Origin of the sequence: Mycobacterium colombiense, from assembly GCF_001953985.1 — a bacterium.
Lineage (GTDB): Bacteria > Actinomycetota > Actinomycetes > Mycobacteriales > Mycobacteriaceae > Mycobacterium > Mycobacterium colombiense_B.
Window position 1 is genome coordinate 192,420 of sequence record NZ_MBEI01000017.1, and the last position, 24,048, is coordinate 216,467.

Genomic DNA, 24,048 nt, shown 5'->3' on the forward strand with positions numbered 1-24,048 from the left:
GCAGTCGGAGAGTCATCAGGTGCAGACCGCGCGCACGGTCGTGTTTCCCGGAGCGGTCAGCTTCGGGCACACGTTGGCGCCCCTTCGCCGCGGCCGCGGGGATCCATGCTTCCGGGCCCCCGGTGACGGCTCGATCTGGCGCACCAGCCTGCTGCCCAGCGGGCCCGTCACGGCCCGGATCAGCCGCGTCGGGCCCAATGCCGCGCACGGTGCCGCCTGGGGCAGCGGCGCGCACGAGTTCATCGAAATGCTGCCCGCCATGCTGGGTTTTGAGGACGACGACTCGGACTTCGTGGCGCGGCATCCGACGGTTGCCGCCGCCCGGCAACGGGTTCCGCACCTGCGCCTGGGCCGCACCGGGCAGGTGCTCGAAGCGCTGATCCCCGCGATCATCGAGCAGCGAGTGCCCGGCGCCGATGCGTTTCGCTCATGGCGGGTGTTGGTGGCGAAGTACGGCACGCCGGCGCCCGGGCCGGCGCCGGCCGGCATGCGGGTCATGCCCCCGGCCGACGTGTGGCGGCACATCCCGTCGTGGGAGTTTCACCGCGCCAACGTCGACCCGCGGCGGGCGCAGGCCGTAGTGACGTGTGCGCGGCGGGCCCCGTCGCTGGAGCGGCTGGTGTCGCGGCCGACGGTGCAGGCGCGTGAGGCGTTGATGTCGCTGCCGGGGGTGGGGGAGTGGACCGCCGCCGAGACCGCACAACGCGCCTTCGGCGACGCGGACGCCGTGTCGGTGGGGGACTACCACATTCCCAAGATGATCGGCTGGACGTTGCTCGGCCGACCCGTCGATGACGCGGGCATGCTCGAACTGCTCGAGCCGATGCGGCCCCACCGCCAGCGCGTGGTCCGGTTGCTCGAGGCCAGCGGACTGGCATACGAGCCCCGCCGCGGGCCGAGGCTGCCGGTGCAGCAAATCCACTCGCTTTGATCCGTCGCGTTTTTCAGCTTGGCCATCGGGTATCCAACGGGCAAGTAATCGTGTGTGAACCCCATGGAAGGAAGCTAGGAAAGAAGCGATGACTCAGTTCACAATTCCGGGATTGACCGACAAGCAGGCGGCGCGGCTCAGCGAGCTGCTGCAAAAGCAACTGAGCACCTACAACGATCTTCATCTGACGCTGAAGCACATTCACTGGAACGTGGTTGGCCCCAACTTCATCGGCGTGCACGAGATGATCGACCCGCAAGTGGACGCCGTCCGAGGGTTTGCCGACGATGTTGCGGAACGCATTGCGGCGCTTGGTGCTTCGCCGCAAGGCACGCCCGGCGCCATCATCAAGGACCGCTCGTGGGACGACTACTCGGTCGGCCGCGACACGGTCCAGGCGCACTTGGCCGCACTGGACCTCGTCTACACCGGCGTCATCGAGGACGTTCGCCAATACATCGAGGAGACAGACGAACTCGACCAGGTGACCCAGGATCTGCTGATCGGCCAGGCGGGACAGTTGGAGAAGTTCCAATGGTTCGTCCGGGCGCACCTGGAAAGCGCCGGCGGCGAGCTGGCGCACCAGGGTAAGAGCACCGAGAAGGCCGCCGCCAGCAGCGCTCGTGGCAAATCCTGAGCAGCCCGCTCCGACGAAACTACGCGCATTCGCCCCGGTGCCCGCACGCCGGGGCGAATGTCTTCGGTGGGCATGCCGCCCGCGCTCTCCGGAATAAATGGACCCTAGTCCGGTTATATAGCGTAACTATATGAGGAGGCCAGATGCCTGCAGTTACCGCTAACACGCTGACGTTGCCACGCGTCAGCGGTCCCGGACCCGCGGATACCGAGCGGCCGGTCCGATCGATCACCACCGGCCCTCGTGGCTACGAGGGCGAGGGCTTCCCGGTGGTGCGCGCTTTCGCGGGAGTCAGCGCGGCCGCGCTGGATCCCTTCGTGCACATGGACCAGATGGGCGAGGTCGAGTACCAGCCGGGGCAGGCCCGGGGCACCGACTGGCACCCGCACCGCGGCTTCGAGACCGTCACCTACATGCTGGACGGGAAGTTCGCGCACCAGGACTCGCACGGCGGTGGCGGCCTGATCGCCGACGGCGCGACGCAGTGGATGACGGCCGGCTCCGGCATCCTGCACATCGAGACGCCGCCGGCCGAGCTGGTCGACAGCGGCGGGCTTTTCCACGGCGTCCAGCTCTGGGTGAACCTGCCCAAGAAAGACAAGTTGGCGGCCCCGCGGTATCAGTCCATCGAAGGCGGCGACGCCGCGTTGCTCGCCTCCGAGGACGGCGGAGCGCTGATCCGCATCATCGCCGGCGACATCGACGGACACCGGGGCCCCGGCGTCACCCACACCCCGATCACCTTGGCGCACGCGACCATTGAGAACGGGGCCCAGCTCAACATCCCGTGGCGGCGCGACTTCAATGCGCTGGTCTACGTGTTGTCCGGCAGCGGGTACGTGGGGCCGGTCGCTCATCCGATCCACCAGGGTCAGCTAGCGGTGCTGGGCCCCGGCGATCGGATCACCGTGGGAGCCCGGCACGTCCAGGATTCCGGCCCGACGGCCGTTGACGGAGCCATTGATTTGCTGCTTCTGGGCGGTCGCCCGATTCGCGAGCCGGTATTCCACTACGGGCCTTTCGTGATGAACACCCGCGCGGAATTGATCGAGGCGCTCGAGGACTACCAAGCCGGAAAATTTGGCAGCATTCCGCCAAATGCGCTAATGCCGCACCGTGGGGGTGGCACACTCTAGCAATGCTTCCACGGGGGAACCGCAGGCCCGGACGGCCGCCTGCCGCGAAGGCTGACGAGACTCGGCAGCGGATCATCCAAGCTGCTCGTTTGGTCTTCAGTGAACGCGGCTACGACGGCGCGACGTTCCAGGCCATTGCAGCCCGCGCGGACCTCACCCGGCCGGCGATCAACCATTATTTCTCGAGTAAACGGGCGCTTTATCGGGAAGTGCTGGATGACACCAACGAATTCGTCATCGGGGCCGGTATCAAACAAGCCCAACGCGAGACGACGCTGGTGGCGCAGTTGACGGCATTCATCTCCGAAGCGACCAGAGCCAATTCGAAAAACCCTGCTGGATCCGCATTTTTAATCAGCGGTGTGCTCGAATCGCAGCGACATCCGGATTTGATAGGTACCGATAACGATTCAGTACGAATCAGTCGAGAATTTCTGCTGCGTGTCATCAACGAGGCGATCGAACGCGGCGAAATCGTGACCGACGTCGAGGCGACGGTGCTGGCCGAGGCGCTGCTCGTGCTCGTGTGCGGGGTGGGCTTGTATGCGGGGTACGTCGAGAGCCCGGAAACCCTGCTGGCGCTCGTCGGCGTGATGCGCGGGCTGCTGGAGGGTGCATTCCAGGGGCGCCAGGACTAGAGCGCCGCCGCGCAGTGAAGTTGCGCACAAAGCGTATAGGCTAACTAACTTATCCCGGTACCATGGGCGGGATATGACTGACCTGGATGCCTCGCTGCCACCGTCCGTACGGTCTGCCGGCGACAGCTGGACCATCACCGAACTCGTCGGCGCCACCGCCCTTGGCGTCGCCGCGTCGCGGGCCGCGGAAACCGCCGGGCCCGATCCGCTGATCCGCGACGACTTCGCGCGCCTGCTGGTCTCGTCGGCCGGCCCCGCGTGGGCGCGGCTGGCCGACCCCGGGCTGGCCTGGCTCGACGGTGATGAGCACGGACAGCGCTCGCACCGTTGCGGCATCGACTACCAGGCCGTGCGCACCCACTTCTTCGACGAGTACTTCGCGAACGCCGTCGGCGCCGGCATCCGGCAGGTCGTGATCCTGGCCGCCGGGCTCGACTCCAGGGCGTACCGGTTGGAGTGGCCGGCCGGCACCACCGTCTACGAGATCGACCAGCCTCAGGTGCTGGAGTACAAGGCCGGGATCCTGCAGCAGCACGGCGCCGTGCCGTCCGCCATCCGGCACCCCGTCGCGGTGGACCTGCGTGACGATTGGCCCGCGGCGCTGACCGCGGCCGGATTCGACCGCACCCAACCCACCGCCTGGCTGGCCGAAGGGCTCCTCCCGTACCTGCCCAGCGACGCTCAGGACCGGCTCTTCGAGATGGTCACCGCGCTCAGCTCGCCGGACAGCCAGATCGCCATCGAAATGTTCGGCCTGAATTCCCGGAGCAACTCGCAGCGCTGGCTGCGGATGCGCGACCGGCTCGGGCTGGACGTCAATGTCCAGGCGCTGACCTACCACGAGCCGGACCGAACGGATGCCGCCGCGTGGCTGGCCGACCACGGCTGGCGCGTGCACAGCGTGAGCAACCGTGACGAGATGGCCCGACTGGGCCGTCCGGTACCCGACGACCTGACCGACGAGGCGGTCCGCAGCACACTGCTGCGGGCGCGTCTCGGCACGCCCACCGCCTGACCGAGGACCACCCAAGGAGCACCGCCATGAGTTCACTGCGCAGCCACGACGACACCTGGGACATCAAGAGCAGCGTCGGCACCACCGCGGTCATGGTGGCCGCCGCCCGGGCCATCGAGACCGAGCAACCCGACGCGCTGATCCGCGACCCCTACGCCCGGCTGCTCGTCAACAACGCCGGTGCCGAGGTCTTGTGGGAGGCCATGCTCGACCCGGACGTCGTGGCCAAGATCGAAGCCATCGACGAAGAGTCCGCCGCCCGCATGCAGCACATGCGCGGGTATCAGGCGGTGCGGACGCACTTCTTCGACTCGTACTTCGCCGACGCCGTCGCCGCCGGGATCCGGCAGGTGGTGATCCTCGCGTCCGGACTGGACTCGCGGGCGTACCGCCTCGACTGGCCGGCCGGCACCACGGTTTACGAGATCGACCAGCCCCAGGTGCTGGACTACAAGACCACCACGCTGGCCGAAAGCGGCGCCAAGCCTTCCGCCGATCGTCGCGAGGTGGCGATCGACCTACGGGAAGACTGGCCCGCCGCGCTGCGCTCCGCCGGATTCGACCCGGCCCAGCCGACCGCCTGGCTGGCCGAGGGGTTGCTGATGTACTTGCCCGCCGAGGCGCAGGACAAACTGTTCACCCAGATCGGCGAGCTGAGCCCGGCGGGAAGCCGCGTCTCCGCGGAAACCGCGCCGATGCACGCCGAGGAGCGGCGCCAGCAGATGCGGGAACGGTTCAAGAAGGTGGCCGACGAGCTCGGCCTGGAGGAGACCGTCGACGTCGGCGAGCTGATGTACCGCGACGAGCACCGCGCGAACCTCGCCGACTGGCTCAACGAAAACGGCTGGCGCGCAACGGCGCAGAATTCGATCGACGAGATGCACCGCCTGGGCCGCGGGGTGCAGAGTTCCGAGGTGGACGAAGACCGGGACGCCTTCTCCGACTTCGTGATCGCCGAGCGGCTGTAAAGCCGCGGCTTCGCGGCGCCTAACTTCGTAGACGCGTCGCACGTCAACCGTGGCTCGCGGTCTCGGTTACCGGGAATTCGCCTGGTCATCGGGGACAATGGTCATTCATTATGGCCAGTGGCGGATCCGATCAATCGCACCGTTGGGCGCTGCGAAAGGGCCGGTTCGTCGCGGCCGTCGCTTCGGCCTCGGTCATGGCGATCACCGGTATGGGCTGGACGGGCTATCACACCGCGCTGGGCAAGATCATCATTTCGCACGCGCTGCCGAATGCGGCGACGACGCTGGACGGCAACCAGAACATCCTGCTGATGGGTCTGGACAGCCGGCTGGACCAGAACGGTAAGCCGCTGCCCCAGGACGTCTACGAGGCGCTGCACGCCGGCGACGAGAGCTCGGGCGGCTACAACGCCAATGTGCTTATCGTCGTGCACATTTCGGACGGCGACGGGCCGTTGACCGCGATATCGATTCCGCGTGACGACTACGCGGAGTTACCGGGCTGCCCGGGATCGGTCTGCGCCGGCAAGATCAAACAAGCGTACGGGCTGGCCTACCAGCAGTCGCTGAATTCGCAGGCGGCCGGGAATTCGGGCGGGGCGGGCGCCAACAACCTGACGGCTCGCGAGCAGACCGCGCGCGAGGCCGGCCGCAAAGCCGAAATCAACGCCGTCGACGACTTTCTGGGCATCTCGGTCGACCACTTCGTCGAGGTCACCCTGGGTGCGTTCTTTCAAATCGCCAAGGCCGTCGAACCGATCACGGTGTGCCTCAACGCCGATACGCGGGACAGCTATTCGGGTGCGGACTTCCACCAGGGGGTGCAGCGCATCGACGCCGCGGACGCGATGGCCTTCGTGCGGCAGCGGCGCGACGAAAACGACGGCTCCTTCACCGATTTCGACCGAACCCGGCGACAGCAGGCCTTCCTGGTGTCGCTGGTCAAGGCGGCCCGCAGCGGCGGCGCGCTGTCCAGCGTGAGCGGACTACGCAAACTGTTACAGGTCGCCCGCGACAACGTCGCCGTCGACGACGGGCTGGACATCATGGAATTCGCTTCGCGGGCCTCGCAACTGAGCGAGCGGCCGCTGTCGCTCTACACCCTGCCGATCGCCGGCTTCGGCAAGGACGCCAACGGGTCCGACATCAACCAGGTCGACCTGCCGACCATCCGGCGCATCGTCAACGAGCGCTTCATGTCGGACACACCGGTGGCGCTGGAGGCCGCATCACCGTCCACCCAGCCGCCGCCGGCGCCGGCCGAACCCGCGATCCTCGACGTCGTCAACGCCACCTCACGGGACGGGCTGGCGGGCGCCATCGAGGAGGCCTTCGCCGGCCGCGGCTTCACCCGCGGCAGCGCCACGACCGCGGCGGTCCCGGCCGACGACAGCGTCATCGAGTACGGCCCCGGGGCCGACCAGGCCGCACAGGTCCTGGCCGATCAACTGCATGTGCCGGCGACGGCGAACGACGCCGTGACCGCCGGCACGGTGCGGTTGACCGTCGGAACGCAATTCCCCGCAGCTGACTACCTGGCCCACCCCGGAGCGACGACCGACCCGTCCGGGTCCGGGCAGGTGAGTGCCGTGGCCGCCACCGGGGCCGGTGACCGCGCCCCGGCGCCGACCGACCTCAGCCAGATGACCGCGGCGAACGTTCCCTGCGTCAAGTAACCGCACCGGTCATCGCGCGTGCGGGCCGGGCGCCGGGGCGATGCGACCCCGCGAGACCGGGGTTGGCCGGATCCTTCCTATTGCTCTCCCAACCGGATGGTTAGTATCGCGGTTATCACCGATGAGCGGCCGCCATGCGGCGGGACCCTGCTCGGGAAGGACAATGATGACCACCGAATCGGTTGCATCGAAGACATCGCCCTCCAAGGACGCCACGAACGGGGCCGCACCGACCGACATTCCCGCCACGGTTGCCCGGCTTCGCCAGACCTTCGCCACCGGTCGCACCCGCGACATCGAATGGCGCAAGCGCCAGTTGCTGCAACTGGTGAAGCTGATGGAGGAGAACGAGGCCGCGCTCGCCGCGGCGCTCGCCGAAGACTTGGACCGCAGCCCGTTCGAGGCCTACATCGCCGACATCGCCACCACCGCCGGTGAAGCGAAGTACGCGGCGAAGCGGGTGCGCCGGTGGACGCGACGCAAGTATCAACTGCTCGAGCTGCCGCAGCTGCCCGGCCGCGGCTGGGTCGAGTACGAGCCCTACGGCACCGTGCTGATCATCGGCGCCTGGAACTACCCGTACTACCTGACGCTGGGCCCCGCGGTCGGAGCGATCGCCGCCGGAAACGCCGTCATCCTCAAGCCTTCGGAGATCGCCGCGGCGTCCGCGCATGTGATGGCCGAGCTGGTGCCCAAGTACCTCGACAACGACGCCATCGCGGTGGTCGAGGGCGACGGGGCGACGAGCCAGGAACTCATCGCGCAGGGCCTGGACCGCGTGCTGTTCACCGGCGGCACCGAGATCGGCCGCAAGGTCTATGAGGGCGCGGCGCCGCACCTGACCCCGTGCACCCTGGAGCTCGGCGGCAAGAGCCCGGTCATCGTCGCGGCGGACGCCGACGTGGAGGTGGCCGCCAAGCGGATCGCCTGGATGAAGCTGCTCAACGCCGGGCAGACCTGTGTCGCACCCGATTACGTCCTGGCGGACGCCACGATCCGCGATGAACTGGTCGACAAGATCAGTGCCGCCATCACGAAATTCACCTCCGACAAGCCGGACGGCATGCGGGTGGTCAACCAGCGCCAGTTCGACCGGATCAGTGGTTACCTGTCCGGAGGCGACGGCAAGGTCACCGTCGGCGGGGCCTGCGACGCATCGAGCCTGCGCATCCAGCCCGCCGTCGTGGTGGATCCCGACCCGAACGGGCCGCTGATGCAGAACGAGATCTTCGGTCCGGTGCTGCCGGTGATCACCGTTCAAAACCTGGACGAGGCAATACGTTTCGTGAACTCGCGGCCCAAGCCGCTGTCCGCCTACCTGTTCACCAAGCGGCGCGAGACCCGCGAGCGGGTGATCAAGGAGGTGCCGGCCGGCGGCATGCTGGTCAACCACATCGCCTTCCAGGTCTCGACGGCCAAGCTGCCGTTCGGCGGTGTGGGCGCATCGGGGATGGGTGCCTACCACGGCAAGTGGGGGTTCGACGAGTTCAGCCACCGCAAGTCGGTGTTGACCAAACCCACTCGGCCGGACCTGTCGAGCTTCATCTATCCTCCGTACACCGAGCGGGCCTTCAAGATGGCCCGCCGGATGTTCTGACACATTGCTTCAATTCGATTGCTAGAACGAGTTTTTCAGAATAGAGAGGAAACTTATGCCCGGAGTGCAGGATCGCGTCATCATCGTCACCGGAGCCGGTGGGGGACTGGGCCGTGACTACGCCCTGACCCTCGCCAAGGAGGGCGCCAGCGTCGTCGTCAACGACCTCGGCGGTTCGCGCGACGGCACCGGCGCCGGCCACAACATGGCCGACGATGTGGTCAAGGAGATCAAGGACGCCGGTGGGCGGGCGGTCGCCAACTACGACAGCGTCGCCGAGCCCGAGGGCGCCGAGAACATCATCAAAACCGCGCTCGACGAATTCGGCGCCGTGCACGGCGTGGTCAGCAACGCCGGCATCCTGCGCGACGGCACCTTCCACAAGATGTCCTTCGAGAACTGGGACGCCGTGCTCAAGGTGCACCTCTACGGTGGCTACAACGTGATTCGCGCCGCGTGGCCGCACTTCCGCGAGCAGAGCTACGGCCGCGTGGTCGTCGCCACCTCCACCAGCGGGCTGTTCGGCAACTTCGGCCAAACCAACTACGGCGCGGCCAAACTCGGCCTGGTCGGCTTGATCAACAGCCTGGCGCTGGAGGGTGCGAAGTACAACATCCACGCCAACGCGGTCGCCCCGATCGCGGCGACCCGCATGACCGAGGACATCCTGCCCAAGGAAGTTCTCGAGAAGCTCACGCCCGAGTACGTCGCGCCGGTGGTGGCCTACCTGTGCACCGAGGAAAACCCCAACAGCGCTTCGGTTTTCGTGGTCGGTGGCGGCAAGGTGCAGCGCGTCGCGCTGTTCCAGAACAAGGGCGTCAACTACGAGAAGCCGCCGACGGTGGAGGACATCGCCTCGCAGTGGGGCGAGATCACCGACCTGTCCGCGGCAAAGCAGGCCGACTTCAAGCTGGGGTAAGCCAGTCGCGACCGGGTGGTCAGCGAGTCAGGCGAGCAGCTCGCCGCGCAGACGGTCCACGTCCGCCTCGCTGACACCCGCGTCGCGCAAATAGGCGTCCAGCGAACCGAATTGCTGGTCGATGGTCAGGCGTGCGGCGTCCAGGTATTCGGGACGCACGCCGAGGACGCCGTCGGCCAGCCGGGCCTTGGTGAACGTGACGACCTCCGGGGTCAATTCGACGTCGGACCGTTTCTGGATCATCTCGTAGATGTGGTCGCGCAGTTGGGGCACCGCGGCGTTGCTGCGCAGGTAATCGGCGACGATGGTGTCGCGATCCACGTCGAGCACCTCCAGCACCGTGGCGATCACGAAACCCGTGCGGTCCTTGCCCGCGAAGCAGTGCGTGAGCACCGAACGCCCGGCGGCCAGCATCGAGAAGACCTGCCGCACAGCGCGTTGCGCCCCATTGCGGGTCGGGAACTGCCGGTACTCATCGATCATGTGCCGGATGGCGGCCTCATTGACTTCTTCGTCCGACTGGTCGGAATCACCCTCGAACAGCCGCCGAAACGCGGTCTCGTGCGGGGCGTCGTCGTCACTTCGCTCGTCGTCGCCGAGGTCGGGCAGGGGGAGCCGGTGGATCTCGATGCCGTCCGGAACCAGACCCGGACCGCGCTTGGCGACTTCCTGGTTCGCGCGCAGGTCGGCGACGTCGGTGATGCCCAACTCGCGCAGCGTGGTGCGGCCCTGGTCGTCGAGCCGGCTCAGCTCACCGGACCGGAACAACCGCCCGGGCCGCAGCGCCGGCGCGCCGGCGGCGACGTCGCGAAAGTTCCACGCGCCGGACAGTTCTCGCAGCGCCTCAGTCATTCGGTGTGACCGCCGCGGCGAAGGCCGACTGTTCGCGGCCGATCTCGGTGCGCGCGATGGTCCGCATGTGCACCTCGTCGGGCCCGTCGAAGATCCGCATGGCGCGGTGCCAGCCGTACAGGCGGGCCAGCACCGTGTCGTCGCTGACGCCGGCGGCGCCGTGCACTTGGATCGCGCGGTCGATGACATCGCAGGCCACCTGCGGCGCCACCGCCTTGATCTGCGAGACCAGCAGGTGCGCGGCCTTATTGCCGTGCTGGTCGATCGTCCACGCCGCTTTTTCGCAGAGCAGCCGGGCCTGGTCGATTTCGTTGCGGGACTTGGCAATTGCCTGCTGCACCAGACCCTGGTCGGCCAGCGGCCGGCCGAAGGCGATGCGGTTGTTCGCGCGGTGCACCATCAGCGCCAGGGCGCGTTCGGCCCCGCCGAGCGCGCGCATGCAGTGGTGGATGCGGCCCGGTCCGAGCCGGGCCTGGGCGATGGCGAAGCCGCCGCCCTCCTCGCCGAGCAGGTTGGTGGCCGGCACCCGGACGTTGTCGTAGACGATCTCGCAGTGCCCGTGCTGGTCCTGCCAGCCGAACACCGACGTGGAGCGCAGCACGCTCACGCCCGGGGTGTCGATCGGCACCAGCACCATCGACTGCTGCTGGTGACTCGCGGCCTCGGGGTTGGTGCGGCCCATCACGATCAGGATCTTGCAGCGCGGGTCGGCCGCGCCCGACGTCCACCACTTGCGCCCGTTGATGACGTAGTCGGCGCCGTCGCGCACGATCGCCGTCTGGATGTTGCGGGCGTCGCTGCTCGCGACCGCCGGCTCGGTCATCGAGAAGGCGCTACGGATCTCGCCCGCCAGCAACGGCTCCAGCCACTGCTTGCGCTGCTCCTCGGTGGCGAACAGGTGCAGGGTCTCCATGTTCCCGGTGTCCGGGGCCGCGCAGTTGACCGCCTCGGGGGCGAGCTCCAGGCTCCAACCGGTCAGCTCGGCCAGCGGCGCGTACTCGAGATTGGTCAACCCGGATTCGGCGGGCAGGAACAGGTTCCACAGGCCGCGCTCCTTGGCCTTGGTTTTGAGTTCCTCGATGACGGGGGGAACGGTGTGGTCGTCGGGGCCGGCCTCGTGGCGGTAGTTGTCGTAGGCGGCCTCGGCCGGGAAGACAAATTCAGTCATGAAGTCGGACAACCGCTTGTGATAGTCGCTGGCTTTGGCCGACATCGCGAAGTCCATGCCCGTCACGATAGGACACGTGTCGAGTCGCTGCGTTTCCGGTCGTCAGCGCCGTGCTTACGCCGCGGTGAAGACGCGCCGGCGCGGGCGGCACGATGGACGGCATGAGTGAATCCCGCCCCCCGTTGCCTCCGTTCACCCACGAAACCGCGCTGCAGAAGGTGCAGGCGGCCGAGGACGCGTGGAACAGCTGCGATCCTGAGCGCGTCAGCCTGGCCTACACGGCCGATTCGCACTGGCGCAATCGAGACGAGCGCATCATCGGCCGCAACGAGATCGTCGCGTTCCTGACTCGCAAGTGGGAGCGCGAGCTGGATTATTCGCTGCGCAAGAGTTTGTGGAGTTTCAACGGCAACCGCATCGCGGTGCGGTTCCAATACGAGTGTCACGACCAGTCCGGCCAGTGGTATCGCAGCTACGGCAACGAGCTGTGGGAGTTCACCGAGTCGGGACTGATGGCGCGCCGCGAGGCCAGCATCAACGACGTGCCCATCGACGAATCGCAGCGGCGCTACTTCGGGCCCCGCCCGGAGTCCGACCACGGCCAGGAGTTCCCGCTCTGGTAGCCGCGCACAACGCCGTCTTGTGACGTCACAACCTCGCGGGCGCTACTGCGTCGCCCGGTGGCGGCGAACCATCGACCGGAGCGTCGATCGCCCGGGGCGGGGTATCCCGCCCCCGGTGGCCCGGAGCCGTTCGCGCGTCCATGGTGAAACCTGGTTAAGGTAGCGAAGCGCGCGGCCGAGCCGGCGCCACGCCCATCGGCAGGGACAGTACGGGAAAGTACGGAAAGTAGATGTACGCGCCATGACAAATGCGCAGACGACGGTAGGAGTGGTCGCCGAATCCGGCGCCGACGAGCGGCGGGTCGCGCTGGTGCCGAAGGCGGTCGCGTCGCTGGTGGGCAGCGGCGTGGCGGTGGTGGTCGAGTCCGGTGCGGGCGAACGGGCGCTGCTGCCCGACGCCCTCTACACCGAGGCCGGGGCCAGCATCGGGGACGCGTGGGCCGCCGATGTGGTGGTCAAGGTCGCGCCGCCGACCGAGGCCGAGGTCGCCAAGCTGCGCAGCGGCCAGACCCTGATCGGCTTCCTCGCCCCGCGCAATGCCGAGAACTCGATCGGCGCCCTGAAGCAGGCCGGCGTGCAGGCGTTCGCGCTCGAGGCCATCCCGCGGATCTCGCGGGCGCAGGCGATGGACGCGCTGTCGTCGCAGGGCAACGTGGCCGGCTACAAGGCCGTGCTGCTGGCGGCCTCGGAATCCACCCGCTTCTTTCCGATGCTGACGACGGCCGCCGGCACCGTGAAGCCCGCGACCGTGCTGGTGCTCGGCGTCGGCGTGGCCGGGCTGCAGGCGCTGGCGACGGCCAAGCGGCTGGGCGCGCGCACTACCGGGTACGACGTCCGCCCCGAGGTGGCCGACCAGGTGCGCTCGGTGGGCGCGCAGTGGCTCGACATCGGCATCGACGCCTCCGGTGAGGGCGGCTACGCCCGTGAGCTCACCGACGAGGAGCGCGCCCAGCAGCAGAAAGCTTTGGAGAAGGCGATCAGCGGGTTCGACGTCGTGATCACCACGGCGCTGGTCCCGGGACGCCCGGCGCCGCGCCTGGTCACCGCGGCCGCGGTGGAGGCGATGAAGCCCGGCAGCGTGGTGGTGGACCTGGCCGGCGAGACCGGGGGTAACTGCGAGCTCACCGAGCCCGGTAAGACGGTCGTCAAGCACGACGTCACCATCGCCTCGCCGCTGAACCTGCCGGCCACCATGCCCGAGCACGCCAGCGAGCTCTACAGCAAGAACATCACCGCACTGCTGGACCTGCTGCTCACCGACGGCAAGCTGGCCCCCGACTTCGACGACGAGGTCGTCGCGGACTCCTGCGTGACCCGCGATCGGAAGGACTCGTAGATGTACGACGAACTCTTGGCCAACGTGGCGATCCTGGTGCTCTCCGGATTCGTCGGGTTCGCGGTCATTTCCAAGGTGCCCAACACGCTGCACACTCCGCTGATGTCGGGCACCAACGCCATCCACGGCATCGTGGTGCTGGGCGCGCTGGTGGTGTTCGGCTCGGTCGAGCATCCCTCGCTGGCGGTGCAGATCATCCTGTTCGTCGCGGTGGTGTTCGGAACCCTGAACGTCATCGGCGGGTTCATCGTCACCGACCGGATGCTGGGCATGTTCAAGGGCAAGAAGAAACCCGTATCGGCCGCTAAGGCCGAGAAGGCAGAAGGGCCGGCGGCCAAATGAACTACTTGGTAATCGGCCTCTACATCATTTCGTTCGCCCTCTTCATCTACGGCCTGATGGGCCTGACCGGGCCCAAGACGGCGGTGCGGGGCAACCTGATCGCCGCGGTCGGTATGGCGCTGGCCGTGGCGGCGACCCTGATCAAGATCCGCCACACCGACCAGTGGGTGCTGATCATCGCCGGCCTGGTGGTGGGTGTGGTGCTCGGCGTCCCGCCGGCCCGCTACACCAAGATGACCGCGATGCCGCAGCTGGTGGCGTTCTTCAACGGCGTCGGCGGCGGCACGGTCGCGCTGATCGCGCTCGCGGAATTCATTGAGACGCGCGGCTTTTCGGCTTTCCAGCACGGCGAGTCACCGACCGTGCACATCGTGGTGGCCTCGTTGTTCGCCGCGATCATCGGCTCGATCTCGTTCTGGGGATCGACCATCGCGTTCGGCAAGCTGCAGGAGATCATCTCCGGATCGCCGATCGGCTTCGGCAGGGCGCAGCAGCCGATCAACCTGCTGCTGCTGGCCGCCGCCGTGGTTGCCGCGGTGGTGATCGGTCTGCACGCCCATCCCGGCACTCCCGGCGGGACAGCCGGAGCATCACTGTGGTGGATGATCGGGCTGCTCGCCGCCGCGGGTGTGCTGGGCCTGATGGTGGTGCTGCCCATCGGCGGCGCCGACATGCCCGTGGTCATCTCGCTGCTGAACGCGATGACCGGGCTCTCGGCCGCGGCCGCGGGCCTGGCGCTGAACAACACCGCGATGATCGTGGCCGGCATGATCGTCGGCGCGTCCGGTTCGATCCTGACCAACCTGATGGCCAAGGCCATGAACCGCTCGATCCCGGCGATCGTCGCCGGCGGCTTCGGCGGCGGCGGGGTCGCCCCAAGCGGTGGCGACGGTGGAGACAAGACCGTCAAGGCCACCTCGGCCGCCGACGCCGCGATCCAGATGGCCTACGCCAACCAGGTGATCGTGGTGCCGGGCTACGGCCTGGCCGTCGCGCAGGCACAGCATGCGGTGAAAGACATGGCCGCCCTCCTGGAGGACAAGGGCGTCGAGGTGAAGTACGCGATCCACCCGGTCGCCGGCCGGATGCCCGGGCACATGAACGTGTTGCTGGCCGAGGCCGAAGTCGACTACGACGCCATGAAGGACATGGACGACATCAACGACGAATTCGCCCGTACCGACGTCGCGATCGTCATCGGCGCCAACGACGTCACCAACCCGGCGGCGCGCAACGACGCGTCCAGCCCGATCTACGGCATGCCGATCCTCAACGTCGACAAGGCCAAGTCGGTGATTGTGCTCAAGCGGTCGATGAATTCCGGCTTCGCCGGCATCGACAACCCGCTGTTCTACGGCGAGGGCACCAGCATGCTGTTCGGCGACGCGAAGAAATCGGTGACCGAGGTCGCCGAGGAACTCAAGGCGCTGTAACGACGAAAAGCGCCTGTGCGCTGGGAGTTTAGACGGGCGGGTAGGCCGGCGGCGGGTATCCGTTTCCGTCGGTGACGCCGCGCAGACCCCAGGTCAGGTAGCGCATGAAGAACTCGATCTCGTCGCTTCCGTCGTAATCCGGACTCGGATCCATCGGCCCCACCTCTCGACTCATCTCGTTCGATGAGGAGTCTAGTCGCATACGCCTGCACGTGACACCCGGCGTTTTGCATAAACTGTCCAACCAGTTGATTGATAGCTATTCTGGCCGAACCGGCCCTGGCCTGGCCGTACCGACGATAGTGAGAACAGATGCCCACCGACAGCATCACCCCGAATGGGCTGACCCGGCGCGAAGAGCTGCTGGCGGTCGCCACCAAGCTGTTTGCGGCGCGCGGCTATCACGGCACCCGGATGGACGACGTGGCCGACGTGATCGGCCTGAACAAGGCGACCGTCTATCACTACTACGCCAGCAAGTCGCTGATCCTGTACGACATCTACCGCCAGGCCGCCGAGGGCACGCTGGCCGCCGTGCACGATGACCCGTCCTGGACGGCGCGCGAGGCGCTCTACCAGTACACGGTCCGCCTGCTCACCGGCATCGCCAGCGATCCCGAAAGGGCCGCGGTGTACTTCCAGGAGGCGCCCTACATCACCGAATGGTTCACCAGCGAGCAGGTCGCCGAGGTCCGCGAGAAGGAAGCCCAGGTTTACCACCACGTGCACGGCCTGATCGACCGCGGGATCGCCAACGGCGAGTTCTACCCGTGCGATTCGCATGTGCTGGCGCTGGGCTACATCGGGATGACGCTGGGTGCCTACCGCTGGCTCCGCCCGAGCGGCCGGCGTTCGGCCAAGGAGATCGCGGCCGAATTCAGCACCGCGCTGCTGCGTGGGCTGATCCGCGACGAAGCGATCCGCACGACGTCCCCGCTGGGACCCTAAGCGCGCAGGTGCTTGTCGAGGAACGCGAGCTGGTCGGCGACGACGCGGTCGAAGGCGTCGTCGACGTAGATCGCGAAATGGCCCTCGGGGTACAGCCTGACCTCGCCGCGGGGCGCTTTGGCCGCGTGGCGAAGCGTCGCCCCCGCGGGGGCCACTGAGTCGGCCTCGCACACGCAGAACAGGATCGGGCAGGTGATCTCGGGTGTGGAGCGGCCGGGGCGATAGCTGAAGACCTGCAACGCGATTCGGGCGGCGACCTCGTTGCGGAAGTCGAGCCCGTCGGGCACCAACCGCAGGTAGCCCGCATACGCGTCGGGTGTGTTCATCAACGCGACCTCACCGGGCTTGCCGGCCGTCGCGACCATCACCGGCGGGCGGCCCCGCCGGCGTGCGAGTAGGTCGCGCACCACCCGCGCGGTGATGCGCGCGGCGACCAACGGGTTGTTGATGGTGCGCGCCGACGCGAGGCCGTCGGTGAACGGACATTGGGCGACCGCCGCCGCGATGCCCGGCAGCCGCGCCGCGGTGGCGATCACGTGGCCACCGGCAAAAGAGGTGCCCCACAACGCGATCCGGCCGGGGTCGATCCCCGGGATGGTGCGCGCGTAGGCGACGGCCGCGGCCCAGTCGGCGAGCTGCATGCCGACGTCGAGCACCTGCCGCGGCCGGCCCTCGCTGTCGCCGAAGTTGCGGTAGTCGAACACCAGGCAGGCGTAGCCGGCCGCGCTGAAACGCTCCGCGTACGCGTCCAGGCGCATGCCGCGCACCGCGCCCAGGCCGTGCGCCATCACCAGCAGTGGTGCGGTCCCGTCGCCAGGCGGGCGGTAGAGCCAGGCGCTGATCAGGTCGTCGCCGGAGGTGAATTGAACGTCTTCGCGCGGTGTCATCAGCGATTGATTCTGCCCCCGCTGGCCGCGTCTTGTCGGGTAGGTATGCTGCCCAAAATTTATGGACTACTGTCTAGAAAAGTTGTCCAGGGTTTTACAGGGACGGAGACTCTCATGGCGATCCGCGTCGCGCACGTCGGTACCGGGAATGTCGGAGGGCTGGCCCTCGCCGAACTCATCACCAACCCCCAATTCGAGCTGACCGGGGTGTGCGTCTCGACTCCGGAAAAGGTGGGCAAGGACGCCGGCGAGCTGTGCGGCGTCGGCCTGGACACCGGGGTCGTCACCGGCGTCACGGCCGTCGACGACCTGGACGCGATCATCGCCGCCAAGCCCGACTGCGTCGTCTACTGCGCGATGGGCGACACCCGGCTGCCCGAGGCGATGGCCGATGTCATGCGCATCCTGGCCGCCGGCATCAACGTCGTCGGCTCGTCGCCGGGTCTGCTGCAGTACCCGTGGGGCGTCATGCCCGACAAGTACATCGCCCGCGTGGAAGACGCTGCCAAGCAAGGCAATTCGAGCATCTTCATCAGCGGTGTCGACCCGGGATTCGCCAACGACCTGATCCCGTTCGCGCTCGCCGGCACCTGTCAGCGCATCGAGCAGGTGCGCTGCATGGAGATTCACGACTACGCGTCGTACAACGGGACCGAGGTCATGGACTACATGGGGTTCGCCAAGCCTATGGACGAGGTGCCGATGCTGCTGCAGCCGGGCATCCTCAGCATCGCCTGGGGCACCGCGATCCGTCAGCTGGCCGCCGGCCTCGGCATCGAGGTCGACGAGATCACCGAGTCCTACCAGCGCGAGCCCGCCCCCGAGGACTTCGACATCGCGATCGGCCGCGTGGCCAAGGGCACCGTGGCCGTGCTGCAGTTCGAGATTCGCGGCATGGTCAAGGGTCACCCGGCCATCATCATCGAGCACGTCACCCGGTTGCGGCCGGACCTGCGCCCCGACCTGCCCCAGCCCGCCTCCGGCGACGGCTCCTACCGCGTCGAGATCACCGGGGAGCCGTCATATGCGGTCGACATCATCCCGAGCAGCCGCAAGGGCGACCACAACCACGCGGCGATCGCGGGCGCCGCGGGCCGCGTCGTCAACGCCATCCCCGCCGTGATCGCGGCGCCGCCGGGCATCCGGACCACACTTGACTTGCCGCTGGTAACGGGCAAAGGCCTATACGCACCAAGCACTTTGGTGACCACCTAAATCGAAAGGAGACCCACGTGGGTCGGGTAGACGGCAAGGTAGCGCTAATCAGTGGTGGCGCCGGCGGTATGGGCGCCGAAGACGCGCGGCTGCTGGTCGAGGAGGGCGCCAAGGTCGTGATCGGCGACATCCTGGACGACCAGGGCAAGGCGCTGGCCGACGAGATCGGCGACTCCGCGCGCTACGTGCACCTCGACGTCACCCAGCCCGACCAGTGGGACGCCGCCGTCGCCACCGCGGTCGGCGAATTCGGCAAGCTCAACGTCCTGGTCAACAACGCCGGCACCGTCGCGCTCGGCCCGCTGAAGAGCTTCGATCTGGCCAAGTGGCAGAAGGTGATTGACGTCAACCTGACCGGGACGTTCCTGGGCATGCGGGCCTCGGTCGAGCCGATGATCGCGGCCGGGGGCGGCTCGATCATCAACGTGTCGTCCATCGAGGGCCTGCGCGGCGCGCCGATGGTGCACCCCTACGTCGCGTCCAAGTGGGGCGTGCGCGGGCTGGCGAAGTCGGCGGCATTGGAGCTGGCGCCGCACAACATTCGGGTGAACTCGGTACACCCGGGGTTCATCCGCACCCCGATGACCGCCCACCTGCCCGAGGACATGGTGACCATCCCGCTCGGGCGTCCCGGCGAGGTCCGCGAAGTCGCGACGTTCGTGCTCTTCCTGGCCAGCGACGAGTCGTCCTACTCCACCGGCAGCGAATACGTGATGGACGGCGGCCTGGTCACCGACGTGAATCACAAGGAGTTCTAGGGCGGTGCTATAACCGCGAGCATGCTGCGCAGCCTGGCGAGCCTGGTCGGATCGAACCACGTCGTCACCGATCCCGACGTGCTGGCGGCGCGCAGCGTCGACCACACCGGGCGGTACCGGGGCACCGCGAGCGCGCTGGTGCGGCCGGGCACGGCCGAGGAGGTCGCCGAGGTGCTGCGGGTGTGCCGGGACGCCGGGGCGCACGTGACGGTGCAGGGCGGCCGGACCTCGTTGGTGGCCGGCACCGTTCCCGAGCACGACGACGTGTTGTTGTCCACCGAGCGGCTGCACGCCGTCGCTGACGTCGACACCGTGGAACGCCGCATCGAGGCCGGCGCCGGAGCCACCCTGGCCGCGGTGCAACGGGCCGCGGGCGCAGCAGGTTTGGTGTTCGGCGTGGATCTGGCGGCCCGCGACACCGCGACCGTCGGCGGCATGGCATCGACGAACGCCGGCGGCCTGCGCACGGTCCGCTACGGCAACATGGGCGAGCAGGTGGTCGGCGTGCAGGTGGCGCTGCCCGACGGCACGCTGCTGCGCCGGCACAGCCGGGTGCGCCGGGACAACACCGGCTACGACCTGCCCGCGCTGTTCGTGGGCGCCGAGGGCACCCTGGGCGTCATCACCGAGCTGGACCTGCGGCTGCACGCCACCCCGACGCACCGGGTGACGGCGATCTGCGGATTCGCCGACCTCGAGGCGCTGGTGGCCGCCGGGCGCACCTTCCGCGACGTGGACGGCATTGCCGCCCTGGAATTGATCGACGGCCGGGCCGCCGCGCTGACCCAGGAGCACCGCGGCGTCGGCGCCCCGGTCGCCGGCGAGTGGCTGCTGCTGGTGGAACTGGCCGCCGATCACGACCAGACCGAGCGGCTGGCCGAGCTGCTCGACGACGTGCCGATGCGCGCCGATCCCGCGGTCGGCGTGGATCTCGTTGCGCAGCAACGGTTGTGGCAGGTCCGCGAATCACTGGCCGAGGTCTTCGGCGTGTACGGGCCCCCGCTGAAGTTCGATGTCTCGCTGCCGCTGTCGGCGATCGGCGAATTCGAAAGGCACGCGGTCGATTTGGTGCACACGCATGCCCCCGACGCGCTGCCGGTGCTGTTCGGCCACATCGGCGAAGGCAACCTGCACCTGAACGTGTTGCGCTGCCCGGCCGACCGGGAGCGGGTGCTGTACGAGCCAATGATGGACCTCATCGCGCGATGCGGCGGCAACGTGAGCTCAGAACACGGCGTCGGCAGCCGCAAACGGCCCTACCTCGCCATGTCCCGCGGGCCCGCCGACATCGCCGCGATGCGCACGGTCAAAAACGCGCTGGACCCAACCGGATTCCTCAATGCCGCAGTGCTTTTCGATTAAGGGAGCATGAAAGCTCTTGGGCCGCTGGCTCGCCGAAACAACTAAAAACGGCATTCGCCGGACAGCGGGCCGACCTCAGGCATGTACTTAGGTCATATTTTCACGGCGTTACCGGGAGTTCGCGGAGGCAGGCATGACAACGGCGGATGGTCAGGCGCGTCAGCGCATGACACTGGAAGCGCAAGCGCAGGCCGGACCGGGCGCAGATCTCGTTCTCGAGGGCGGGGGAGTCAAGGGGATCGCACTGGTCGGGGCCGTCCTGACCCTGCATGACGCGGGCTTTGTCTTTCCCCGGATCGGCGGCACGTCGGCCGGCGCCATTGCGGCCGCCCTTATCGCCGCATATCAGGTCAGGAAAGTCCCGCTGACCCAGTTACAGACGGATATGACCGAGCTGGACTACACCCAGTTCATGCAGAAGACCTGGGCCGAGAGGCACCTGGGCCTGATCGGGGAAGCCGCCGCGCTAGTGAGCCACCAGGGCCTGTACGCGAGCACTTACGTCAAAGAGTGGCTGACCTCGAAGCTGGAGCCGCTCGGCATCCGCACCTTCGCCGACCTCAAGATCACCACGGACGACGGCACCGCCCTGGCCCCGTACCAGCGCTACCGGCTGGTCACCCACACCTCGGACCTGACCCGCGGAGCCCTGGTCCGGCTGCCCTGGGACCTGCCCTATTACCTGCTGAGCAGCAAAGATCAAAGTGATCCGGACCGGCAGATGACGGTCATCGACAACTACCCGATCGTGGACGCGGTCCGTGCGTCGATGTCGATCCCGTTCTTCTTCCAGCCCTTCGAGCAGGAGACTGCCCTGGGGGCCTGCACCTGGGTCGACGGCGGGCTGCTGCAGAACTTCCCGGTGACCGTGTTCGACCGGACCGACGGCCGGCCTAACCGGTGGCCGACATTCGGTATCAAGCTCTCGTCGCGGCCGGCGCTGAACACCCCGGACATACCAGTGCGGGGCGATCTCCGCGAGGTCGTCGCGATCGCGCACACGGCAACGGGCGAGTGGAACCGCTACCCGCTGGCCGATGAGGGCGTCGGCGCCCGGACGGTGTTCGTGGACACGATGGGTATCGCCAGCACCGATTTCGGGCTGACGACCGACCAGCGCGACATGCTGTTCGCCAACGGCAAGGCGGCGGCGGCTGAGTTCCTGGCCGCCTGGGAGCAGGCTCACCCCCCGGTCGCACCCGCCACCGAGGTCACCACCACGCCCGGCCAACGTCACCGCGACCCGGGTCAAGACCGCCGAAACAGCCGCCGACGCCGCGGGTGAGGCCCAGGGGCGTGGCGAGTTTCGGTTCGACTAGCTGCCCTTGATCCCGACCGCGTGGCGCAGCTGCGCCAAAAATTGCTCGGCGTCATCGCTTCGCACGATGTAGTGCGAGATCGCAATCCGGATGACCGTCGCCGCCTTCACCGCCGCGTTCGGCCCGGGCAGGTGGCGCTGCAAGCCCTCGCGCATCTGCGGGATGACCCAGGAGAACTGGGCGATGGTGTGTTCGGGCTCGACGTCGACCATGCGCACCCCGGAGTACGAATGCTGGTACTCGACGATGAACCGCAGCACGGCGTCGAGCTTGTCGACCCCCTTCAGGCCCGCGGTGGCCTTCACCAGACCGCTTTCGAAGATCTGGCGCTCGTACGCCGAAAAGGCCGACAGCAGCTCCTCTTTGGAGGCGAACCAGCGGTACAGCGTGGGGCGGGACACGCCCGCCTGGGTGGCGACGTCGGACAGGCTCAGCTTGGTCTTGCCGTTGCGGCCCAGCACCTCGGCGGTGGCCGCCAGGATGCGCTGACGCGTCGAGGTGTCGGTGTCGGCGATCGTCGTCGCCCGGGCCGGCTGGCTCATGATTCAAACTTTTCGCGGTGTCGCCGAGGTGTCATGGTCATTCGCTCCCACGTTAGGCCCGAGGCGGGCGCCGGCGCACCAGCACCGACTGCTGGATGGCGCCGACCGCGCCCTGCTCGTCGAACAACGTGCCGATGGTCGTCCCGATGCCGTCCGGCCCGTAGCTGGTCTCCGCCCGGATGCCGATCCAGTCGCCGTCGGGAACACGAAATACGTGCACGGCCAGATCGGTGTTGAGGAAGGTCCATTTGGTGATGTCGAGCTTGCTGCCGATGCCGTTGGCGCAGTCGGCCACCGCGAACAGCCGTTCCAGCTGCGTCATGGATTCGCCGTTGACCAGGTCGACGGTCGGGTTGATCCAGGATTCGCCGGGCCCCTCGCTGAGCGGCTCGGTCAGCCACAGCCACTCCAGGCTGTGCACGTAATTGCGGTCCCAGTCGCGCGCCTTGAGGTTGCGGTTGAAGGCCTCGGCCCGCGGCCCGGGCAGTGGCGCCGGGGCGTGCGCTATTGGTTCTGTGTCCTGGTGCTGCAACCGCCATCCGCTGGCGCGCGCCACCGGCCGCGGTGTGCCGTCGGGGCCGGGGGCCAGCATCTCGGCGCTGAGCAGTTCGATCTGCTTGCCCGGGCGTTGCACCTCGGCGCGCACCCACAGATCGCCCTCGGCCGGCACCCCGCCCAACAGGTCGATGACGACCCGCGACAGGCGCGTGTCATCGCGCTGCTCGCATCGCTCCAGCGCCCGGACCAGCAGCGCCGACACCGGACCGCCGTGCTGGATGGCCGCCGACCAGGTGCCGCGCGCCAGATCGGTCGCCCGGAACTTCTCGCCCAACCCGTCACCGGTCGAGTCGATCAGCTCGTAATAGGCGTCGGTCATCGTCAACCTCTCGGGTCAGGGCAGGCCGGCGCCGGGAGTGGTCACCGTGACGGCATCCAGCCGGGAAAGCCGGGTGCCGATCAGGCGCTGAGGATAGGCCTCCGTGCTCGACAGCAGGAACAGGGTGCGGCGCTGGGGGCCGCCGAGGGCGCACGCGATCGCGACCCGGTCGCCCATGTCGATGCGGTCGGTCACGGTGCCGCCCGCAACGATCCGCTCGAACTGGTGGGCCAACGTCATCGACGCCCACACCCCACCCTCGGCATCCAGCGCGATGCCGTCGGGCGGGCCGTCCAGGCCGTCGGCGAAAACCCGGCGGTCGGACAGGGCGCCGTCGTCGGCGATGGAGAACGCGGTCAGCCGCCGGCCCGTCGATTCGGCGACGATCAGCGTCTTGCGATCCGGGGTGATCGCCATGCCGTTGGGGAAGTCGAGATCGTCGGCCACCACGGTGGCGCGGTCGTCGGCGTCCAGACGAAGGATGACCCCACCGCTGAGGGCCTGGCAGCCGATGTAGGCACGGCCCGCGTCGTCGATGACCATGTCGCCGAGGTTGGCCGGCGCCAGGTCGGCGAGATCTGCGATGGTGGCCACGGTTTCGCCGTCGTAGCGCAGCACCTGCCGGTCGTCGGTCGAGGCGATCAGCAGCGACCCGTCGGGCCGGAAGCCCAGACCCGACGGGGAATGACCGGGCAGCGGCAGGGTGGTCAGCGAGCCACCCATCGTCGCGGTGTGGACGGCCTCGCCCAGCATGTCGGAGAACCACAGCAGCCCCTCGAACCAGCGCGGGCCTTCGCCGAAGCAGAATCCGTTGGCCACCGGCTCGGGAATCATTCGTCCCCGCCGTCGGCAAATCGGTCCGCTTTACA

At 68.0% G+C, this 24,048-nt stretch carries 25 protein-coding genes; 18 read left to right on the plus strand and 7 right to left on the minus strand.

The annotated features are described in order from the left end of the window. Nucleotides 1–19 precede the first annotated feature (19 nt). The 9 genes from A5732_RS03720 (at nucleotide 20) to A5732_RS03760 (ending at nucleotide 9,517) form a co-directional block, all read left to right on the plus strand. Nucleotides 20–931 carry a DNA-3-methyladenine glycosylase family protein gene (locus A5732_RS03720; RefSeq protein WP_076052983.1) on the plus strand — a complete coding sequence of 304 codons (912 nt, stop codon included), beginning with the start codon at nucleotides 20–22 and terminating at the stop codon, nucleotides 929–931. A gap of 88 nt (nucleotides 932–1,019) precedes the next feature. Further along, the gene (locus tag A5732_RS03725) at nucleotides 1,020–1,568 is read left to right on the plus strand and encodes a Dps family protein (protein WP_076052985.1); all 549 of its coding nucleotides are present in this window, start codon (nucleotides 1,020–1,022) and stop codon (nucleotides 1,566–1,568) included. A gap of 143 nt (nucleotides 1,569–1,711) precedes the next feature. Next, a complete protein-coding gene (locus tag A5732_RS03730; protein WP_076052987.1) occupies nucleotides 1,712–2,704 on the plus strand; it encodes a pirin family protein in 993 nt (330 codons plus the stop codon). Nucleotides 2,705–2,706: 2 nt separating this feature from the next. After that, complete coding sequence (locus tag A5732_RS03735; RefSeq protein ID WP_076052989.1) at nucleotides 2,707–3,342, plus strand: TetR/AcrR family transcriptional regulator; 636 nt, start codon at nucleotides 2,707–2,709, stop codon at nucleotides 3,340–3,342. Between the two features lie 73 nt (nucleotides 3,343–3,415). Continuing rightward, a complete protein-coding gene (locus A5732_RS03740) occupies nucleotides 3,416–4,357 on the plus strand; it encodes a class I SAM-dependent methyltransferase (protein WP_076100722.1) in 942 nt (313 codons plus the stop codon). Nucleotides 4,358–4,383: 26 nt separating this feature from the next. Then, nucleotides 4,384–5,325, plus strand: coding sequence for a class I SAM-dependent methyltransferase (locus A5732_RS03745; RefSeq protein ID WP_076100724.1), 942 nt, complete (start codon nucleotides 4,384–4,386; stop codon nucleotides 5,323–5,325). 110 nt (nucleotides 5,326–5,435) lie between these two features. Beyond that, nucleotides 5,436–7,001, plus strand: a complete 1,566-nt coding sequence (locus A5732_RS03750) for an LCP family protein (RefSeq protein ID WP_076100727.1) — start codon at nucleotides 5,436–5,438, stop codon at nucleotides 6,999–7,001. A 163-nt stretch (nucleotides 7,002–7,164) separates the two neighbouring features. Further along, nucleotides 7,165–8,598: an aldehyde dehydrogenase family protein gene (locus A5732_RS03755; RefSeq protein ID WP_076100729.1), complete on the plus strand. Its 1,434-nt coding sequence runs from the start codon at nucleotides 7,165–7,167 to the stop codon at nucleotides 8,596–8,598. 55 nt (nucleotides 8,599–8,653) lie between these two features. Beyond that, nucleotides 8,654–9,517 (plus strand): SDR family oxidoreductase, encoded by an 864-nt coding sequence (locus tag A5732_RS03760; protein ID WP_065053698.1) that lies wholly within the window; start codon nucleotides 8,654–8,656, stop codon nucleotides 9,515–9,517. Nucleotides 9,518–9,544: 27 nt separating this feature from the next. Here the strand turns inward: A5732_RS03760 and A5732_RS03765 are convergent, their stop codons facing one another. Together A5732_RS03765 and A5732_RS03770 are read right to left on the minus strand one after the other, a co-directional pair. Then, nucleotides 9,545–10,369 (minus strand): tyrosine-protein phosphatase, encoded by an 825-nt coding sequence (locus tag A5732_RS03765; protein WP_076052997.1) that lies wholly within the window; start codon nucleotides 10,367–10,369, stop codon nucleotides 9,545–9,547. Continuing rightward, complete coding sequence (locus tag A5732_RS03770) at nucleotides 10,362–11,582, minus strand: acyl-CoA dehydrogenase family protein (RefSeq protein ID WP_076053097.1); 1,221 nt, start codon at nucleotides 11,580–11,582, stop codon at nucleotides 10,362–10,364. The genes A5732_RS03765 and A5732_RS03770 overlap by 8 nt, the downstream gene beginning before the upstream one ends. 116 nt (nucleotides 11,583–11,698) lie before the next feature. Between A5732_RS03770 and A5732_RS03775 the strand changes: the two genes are divergently transcribed. The 4 genes from A5732_RS03775 (at nucleotide 11,699) to A5732_RS03790 (ending at nucleotide 15,271) form a co-directional block, all read left to right on the plus strand. Next, nucleotides 11,699–12,160 carry a DUF1348 family protein gene (locus tag A5732_RS03775; protein ID WP_076053099.1) on the plus strand — a complete coding sequence of 154 codons (462 nt, stop codon included), beginning with the start codon at nucleotides 11,699–11,701 and terminating at the stop codon, nucleotides 12,158–12,160. Between the two features lie 241 nt (nucleotides 12,161–12,401). Next, complete coding sequence (locus A5732_RS03780; protein WP_076052999.1) at nucleotides 12,402–13,496, plus strand: Re/Si-specific NAD(P)(+) transhydrogenase subunit alpha; 1,095 nt, start codon at nucleotides 12,402–12,404, stop codon at nucleotides 13,494–13,496. Next, complete coding sequence (locus A5732_RS03785; protein ID WP_076053001.1) at nucleotides 13,497–13,838, plus strand: NAD(P) transhydrogenase subunit alpha; 342 nt, start codon at nucleotides 13,497–13,499, stop codon at nucleotides 13,836–13,838. Further along, entirely contained in the window at nucleotides 13,835–15,271 is a 1,437-nt protein-coding gene (locus A5732_RS03790; protein ID WP_076053003.1) for an NAD(P)(+) transhydrogenase (Re/Si-specific) subunit beta, read from the plus strand. Before A5732_RS03785 ends, A5732_RS03790 begins: the two co-directional genes overlap by 4 nt. A 28-nt stretch (nucleotides 15,272–15,299) precedes the next feature. On the opposite strand, the gene A5732_RS26870 is transcribed toward A5732_RS03790, so the two are convergent. Then, nucleotides 15,300–15,425 carry a hypothetical protein gene (locus A5732_RS26870; protein ID WP_003874194.1) on the minus strand — a complete coding sequence of 42 codons (126 nt, stop codon included), beginning with the start codon at nucleotides 15,423–15,425 and terminating at the stop codon, nucleotides 15,300–15,302. A 158-nt stretch (nucleotides 15,426–15,583) separates the two neighbouring features. Between A5732_RS26870 and A5732_RS03795 the strand changes: the two genes are divergently transcribed. Next, a complete protein-coding gene (locus tag A5732_RS03795; protein WP_076053004.1) occupies nucleotides 15,584–16,219 on the plus strand; it encodes a TetR/AcrR family transcriptional regulator in 636 nt (211 codons plus the stop codon). Here the strand turns inward: A5732_RS03795 and A5732_RS03800 are convergent. After that, nucleotides 16,216–17,106, minus strand: coding sequence for an alpha/beta hydrolase (locus A5732_RS03800; RefSeq protein WP_076053006.1), 891 nt, complete (start codon nucleotides 17,104–17,106; stop codon nucleotides 16,216–16,218). The two genes, A5732_RS03795 and A5732_RS03800, sit on opposite strands and share 4 nt — an antisense overlap. A 114-nt stretch (nucleotides 17,107–17,220) precedes the next feature. Here A5732_RS03800 and A5732_RS03805 point away from each other — a divergent pair, with 114 nt between their 5' ends. The 4 genes from A5732_RS03805 to A5732_RS03820 all read left to right on the plus strand — a co-directional run bounded on the left by A5732_RS03805 (nucleotide 17,221) and on the right by A5732_RS03820 (nucleotide 21,726). Continuing rightward, nucleotides 17,221–18,321: an NAD(P)H-dependent amine dehydrogenase family protein gene (locus A5732_RS03805; RefSeq protein WP_076053008.1), complete on the plus strand. Its 1,101-nt coding sequence runs from the start codon at nucleotides 17,221–17,223 to the stop codon at nucleotides 18,319–18,321. 17 nt (nucleotides 18,322–18,338) lie between these two features. Next, a complete protein-coding gene (locus tag A5732_RS03810; protein WP_007769272.1) occupies nucleotides 18,339–19,079 on the plus strand; it encodes a glucose 1-dehydrogenase in 741 nt (246 codons plus the stop codon). Nucleotides 19,080–19,100: 21 nt separating this feature from the next. Beyond that, complete coding sequence (locus A5732_RS03815) at nucleotides 19,101–20,441, plus strand: FAD-binding oxidoreductase (protein WP_076053010.1); 1,341 nt, start codon at nucleotides 19,101–19,103, stop codon at nucleotides 20,439–20,441. 133 nt (nucleotides 20,442–20,574) lie between these two features. Beyond that, nucleotides 20,575–21,726: a patatin-like phospholipase family protein gene (locus tag A5732_RS03820; protein WP_216351563.1), complete on the plus strand. Its 1,152-nt coding sequence runs from the start codon at nucleotides 20,575–20,577 to the stop codon at nucleotides 21,724–21,726. Between the two features lie 30 nt (nucleotides 21,727–21,756). Here the strand turns inward: A5732_RS03820 and A5732_RS03825 are convergent, their stop codons facing one another. From A5732_RS03825 to A5732_RS03835, 3 genes are read right to left on the minus strand one after another with little or no spacing between them, the layout of a single operon-like run. After that, nucleotides 21,757–22,302 carry a TetR/AcrR family transcriptional regulator gene (locus A5732_RS03825; RefSeq protein ID WP_065056844.1) on the minus strand — a complete coding sequence of 182 codons (546 nt, stop codon included), beginning with the start codon at nucleotides 22,300–22,302 and terminating at the stop codon, nucleotides 21,757–21,759. A 52-nt stretch (nucleotides 22,303–22,354) separates the two neighbouring features. Further along, nucleotides 22,355–23,179, minus strand: a complete 825-nt coding sequence (locus A5732_RS03830; RefSeq protein WP_064950957.1) for a thioesterase family protein — start codon at nucleotides 23,177–23,179, stop codon at nucleotides 22,355–22,357. Nucleotides 23,180–23,194: 15 nt separating this feature from the next. Further along, nucleotides 23,195–24,013, minus strand: coding sequence for an SMP-30/gluconolactonase/LRE family protein (locus tag A5732_RS03835; protein ID WP_076100735.1), 819 nt, complete (start codon nucleotides 24,011–24,013; stop codon nucleotides 23,195–23,197). Nucleotides 24,014–24,048: the final 35 nt, after the last annotated feature.

What these genes read in the sequence shown, in the direction of transcription:
- A5732_RS03830 (WP_064950957.1), bottom strand. Translation starts at nt 23,179, where the DNA reads ATGACCGACGCCTATTACGAGCTGATCGACTCGACCGGTGACGGGTTG.
- A5732_RS03795 (WP_076053004.1), top strand. Translation starts at nt 15,584, where the DNA reads ATGCCCACCGACAGCATCACCCCGAATGGGCTGACCCGGCGCGAAGAG.
- A5732_RS03775 (WP_076053099.1), top strand. Translation starts at nt 11,699, where the DNA reads ATGAGTGAATCCCGCCCCCCGTTGCCTCCGTTCACCCACGAAACCGCG.
- A5732_RS03825 (WP_065056844.1), bottom strand. Translation starts at nt 22,302, where the DNA reads ATGAGCCAGCCGGCCCGGGCGACGACGATCGCCGACACCGACACCTCG.
- A5732_RS03805 (WP_076053008.1), top strand. Translation starts at nt 17,221, where the DNA reads ATGGCGATCCGCGTCGCGCACGTCGGTACCGGGAATGTCGGAGGGCTG.
- A5732_RS03725 (WP_076052985.1), top strand. Translation starts at nt 1,020, where the DNA reads ATGACTCAGTTCACAATTCCGGGATTGACCGACAAGCAGGCGGCGCGG.
- A5732_RS03785 (WP_076053001.1), top strand. Translation starts at nt 13,497, where the DNA reads ATGTACGACGAACTCTTGGCCAACGTGGCGATCCTGGTGCTCTCCGGA.
- A5732_RS03765 (WP_076052997.1), bottom strand. Translation starts at nt 10,369, where the DNA reads ATGACTGAGGCGCTGCGAGAACTGTCCGGCGCGTGGAACTTTCGCGAC.
- A5732_RS03755 (WP_076100729.1), top strand. Translation starts at nt 7,165, where the DNA reads ATGATGACCACCGAATCGGTTGCATCGAAGACATCGCCCTCCAAGGAC.
- A5732_RS03780 (WP_076052999.1), top strand. Translation starts at nt 12,402, where the DNA reads ATGACAAATGCGCAGACGACGGTAGGAGTGGTCGCCGAATCCGGCGCC.
- A5732_RS03745 (WP_076100724.1), top strand. Translation starts at nt 4,384, where the DNA reads ATGAGTTCACTGCGCAGCCACGACGACACCTGGGACATCAAGAGCAGC.
- A5732_RS03770 (WP_076053097.1), bottom strand. Translation starts at nt 11,582, where the DNA reads ATGTCGGCCAAAGCCAGCGACTATCACAAGCGGTTGTCCGACTTCATG.
- A5732_RS03735 (WP_076052989.1), top strand. Translation starts at nt 2,707, where the DNA reads ATGCTTCCACGGGGGAACCGCAGGCCCGGACGGCCGCCTGCCGCGAAG.
- A5732_RS03800 (WP_076053006.1), bottom strand. Translation starts at nt 17,106, where the DNA reads ATGACACCGCGCGAAGACGTTCAATTCACCTCCGGCGACGACCTGATC.
- A5732_RS03815 (WP_076053010.1), top strand. Translation starts at nt 19,101, where the DNA reads ATGCTGCGCAGCCTGGCGAGCCTGGTCGGATCGAACCACGTCGTCACC.
- A5732_RS03740 (WP_076100722.1), top strand. Translation starts at nt 3,416, where the DNA reads ATGACTGACCTGGATGCCTCGCTGCCACCGTCCGTACGGTCTGCCGGC.
- A5732_RS03730 (WP_076052987.1), top strand. Translation starts at nt 1,712, where the DNA reads ATGCCTGCAGTTACCGCTAACACGCTGACGTTGCCACGCGTCAGCGGT.
- A5732_RS03820 (WP_216351563.1), top strand. Translation starts at nt 20,575, where the DNA reads ATGACAACGGCGGATGGTCAGGCGCGTCAGCGCATGACACTGGAAGCG.
- A5732_RS26870 (WP_003874194.1), bottom strand. Translation starts at nt 15,425, where the DNA reads ATGGATCCGAGTCCGGATTACGACGGAAGCGACGAGATCGAGTTCTTC.
- A5732_RS03790 (WP_076053003.1), top strand. Translation starts at nt 13,835, where the DNA reads ATGAACTACTTGGTAATCGGCCTCTACATCATTTCGTTCGCCCTCTTC.
- A5732_RS03835 (WP_076100735.1), bottom strand. Translation starts at nt 24,013, where the DNA reads ATGATTCCCGAGCCGGTGGCCAACGGATTCTGCTTCGGCGAAGGCCCG.
- A5732_RS03750 (WP_076100727.1), top strand. Translation starts at nt 5,436, where the DNA reads ATGGCCAGTGGCGGATCCGATCAATCGCACCGTTGGGCGCTGCGAAAG.
- A5732_RS03760 (WP_065053698.1), top strand. Translation starts at nt 8,654, where the DNA reads ATGCCCGGAGTGCAGGATCGCGTCATCATCGTCACCGGAGCCGGTGGG.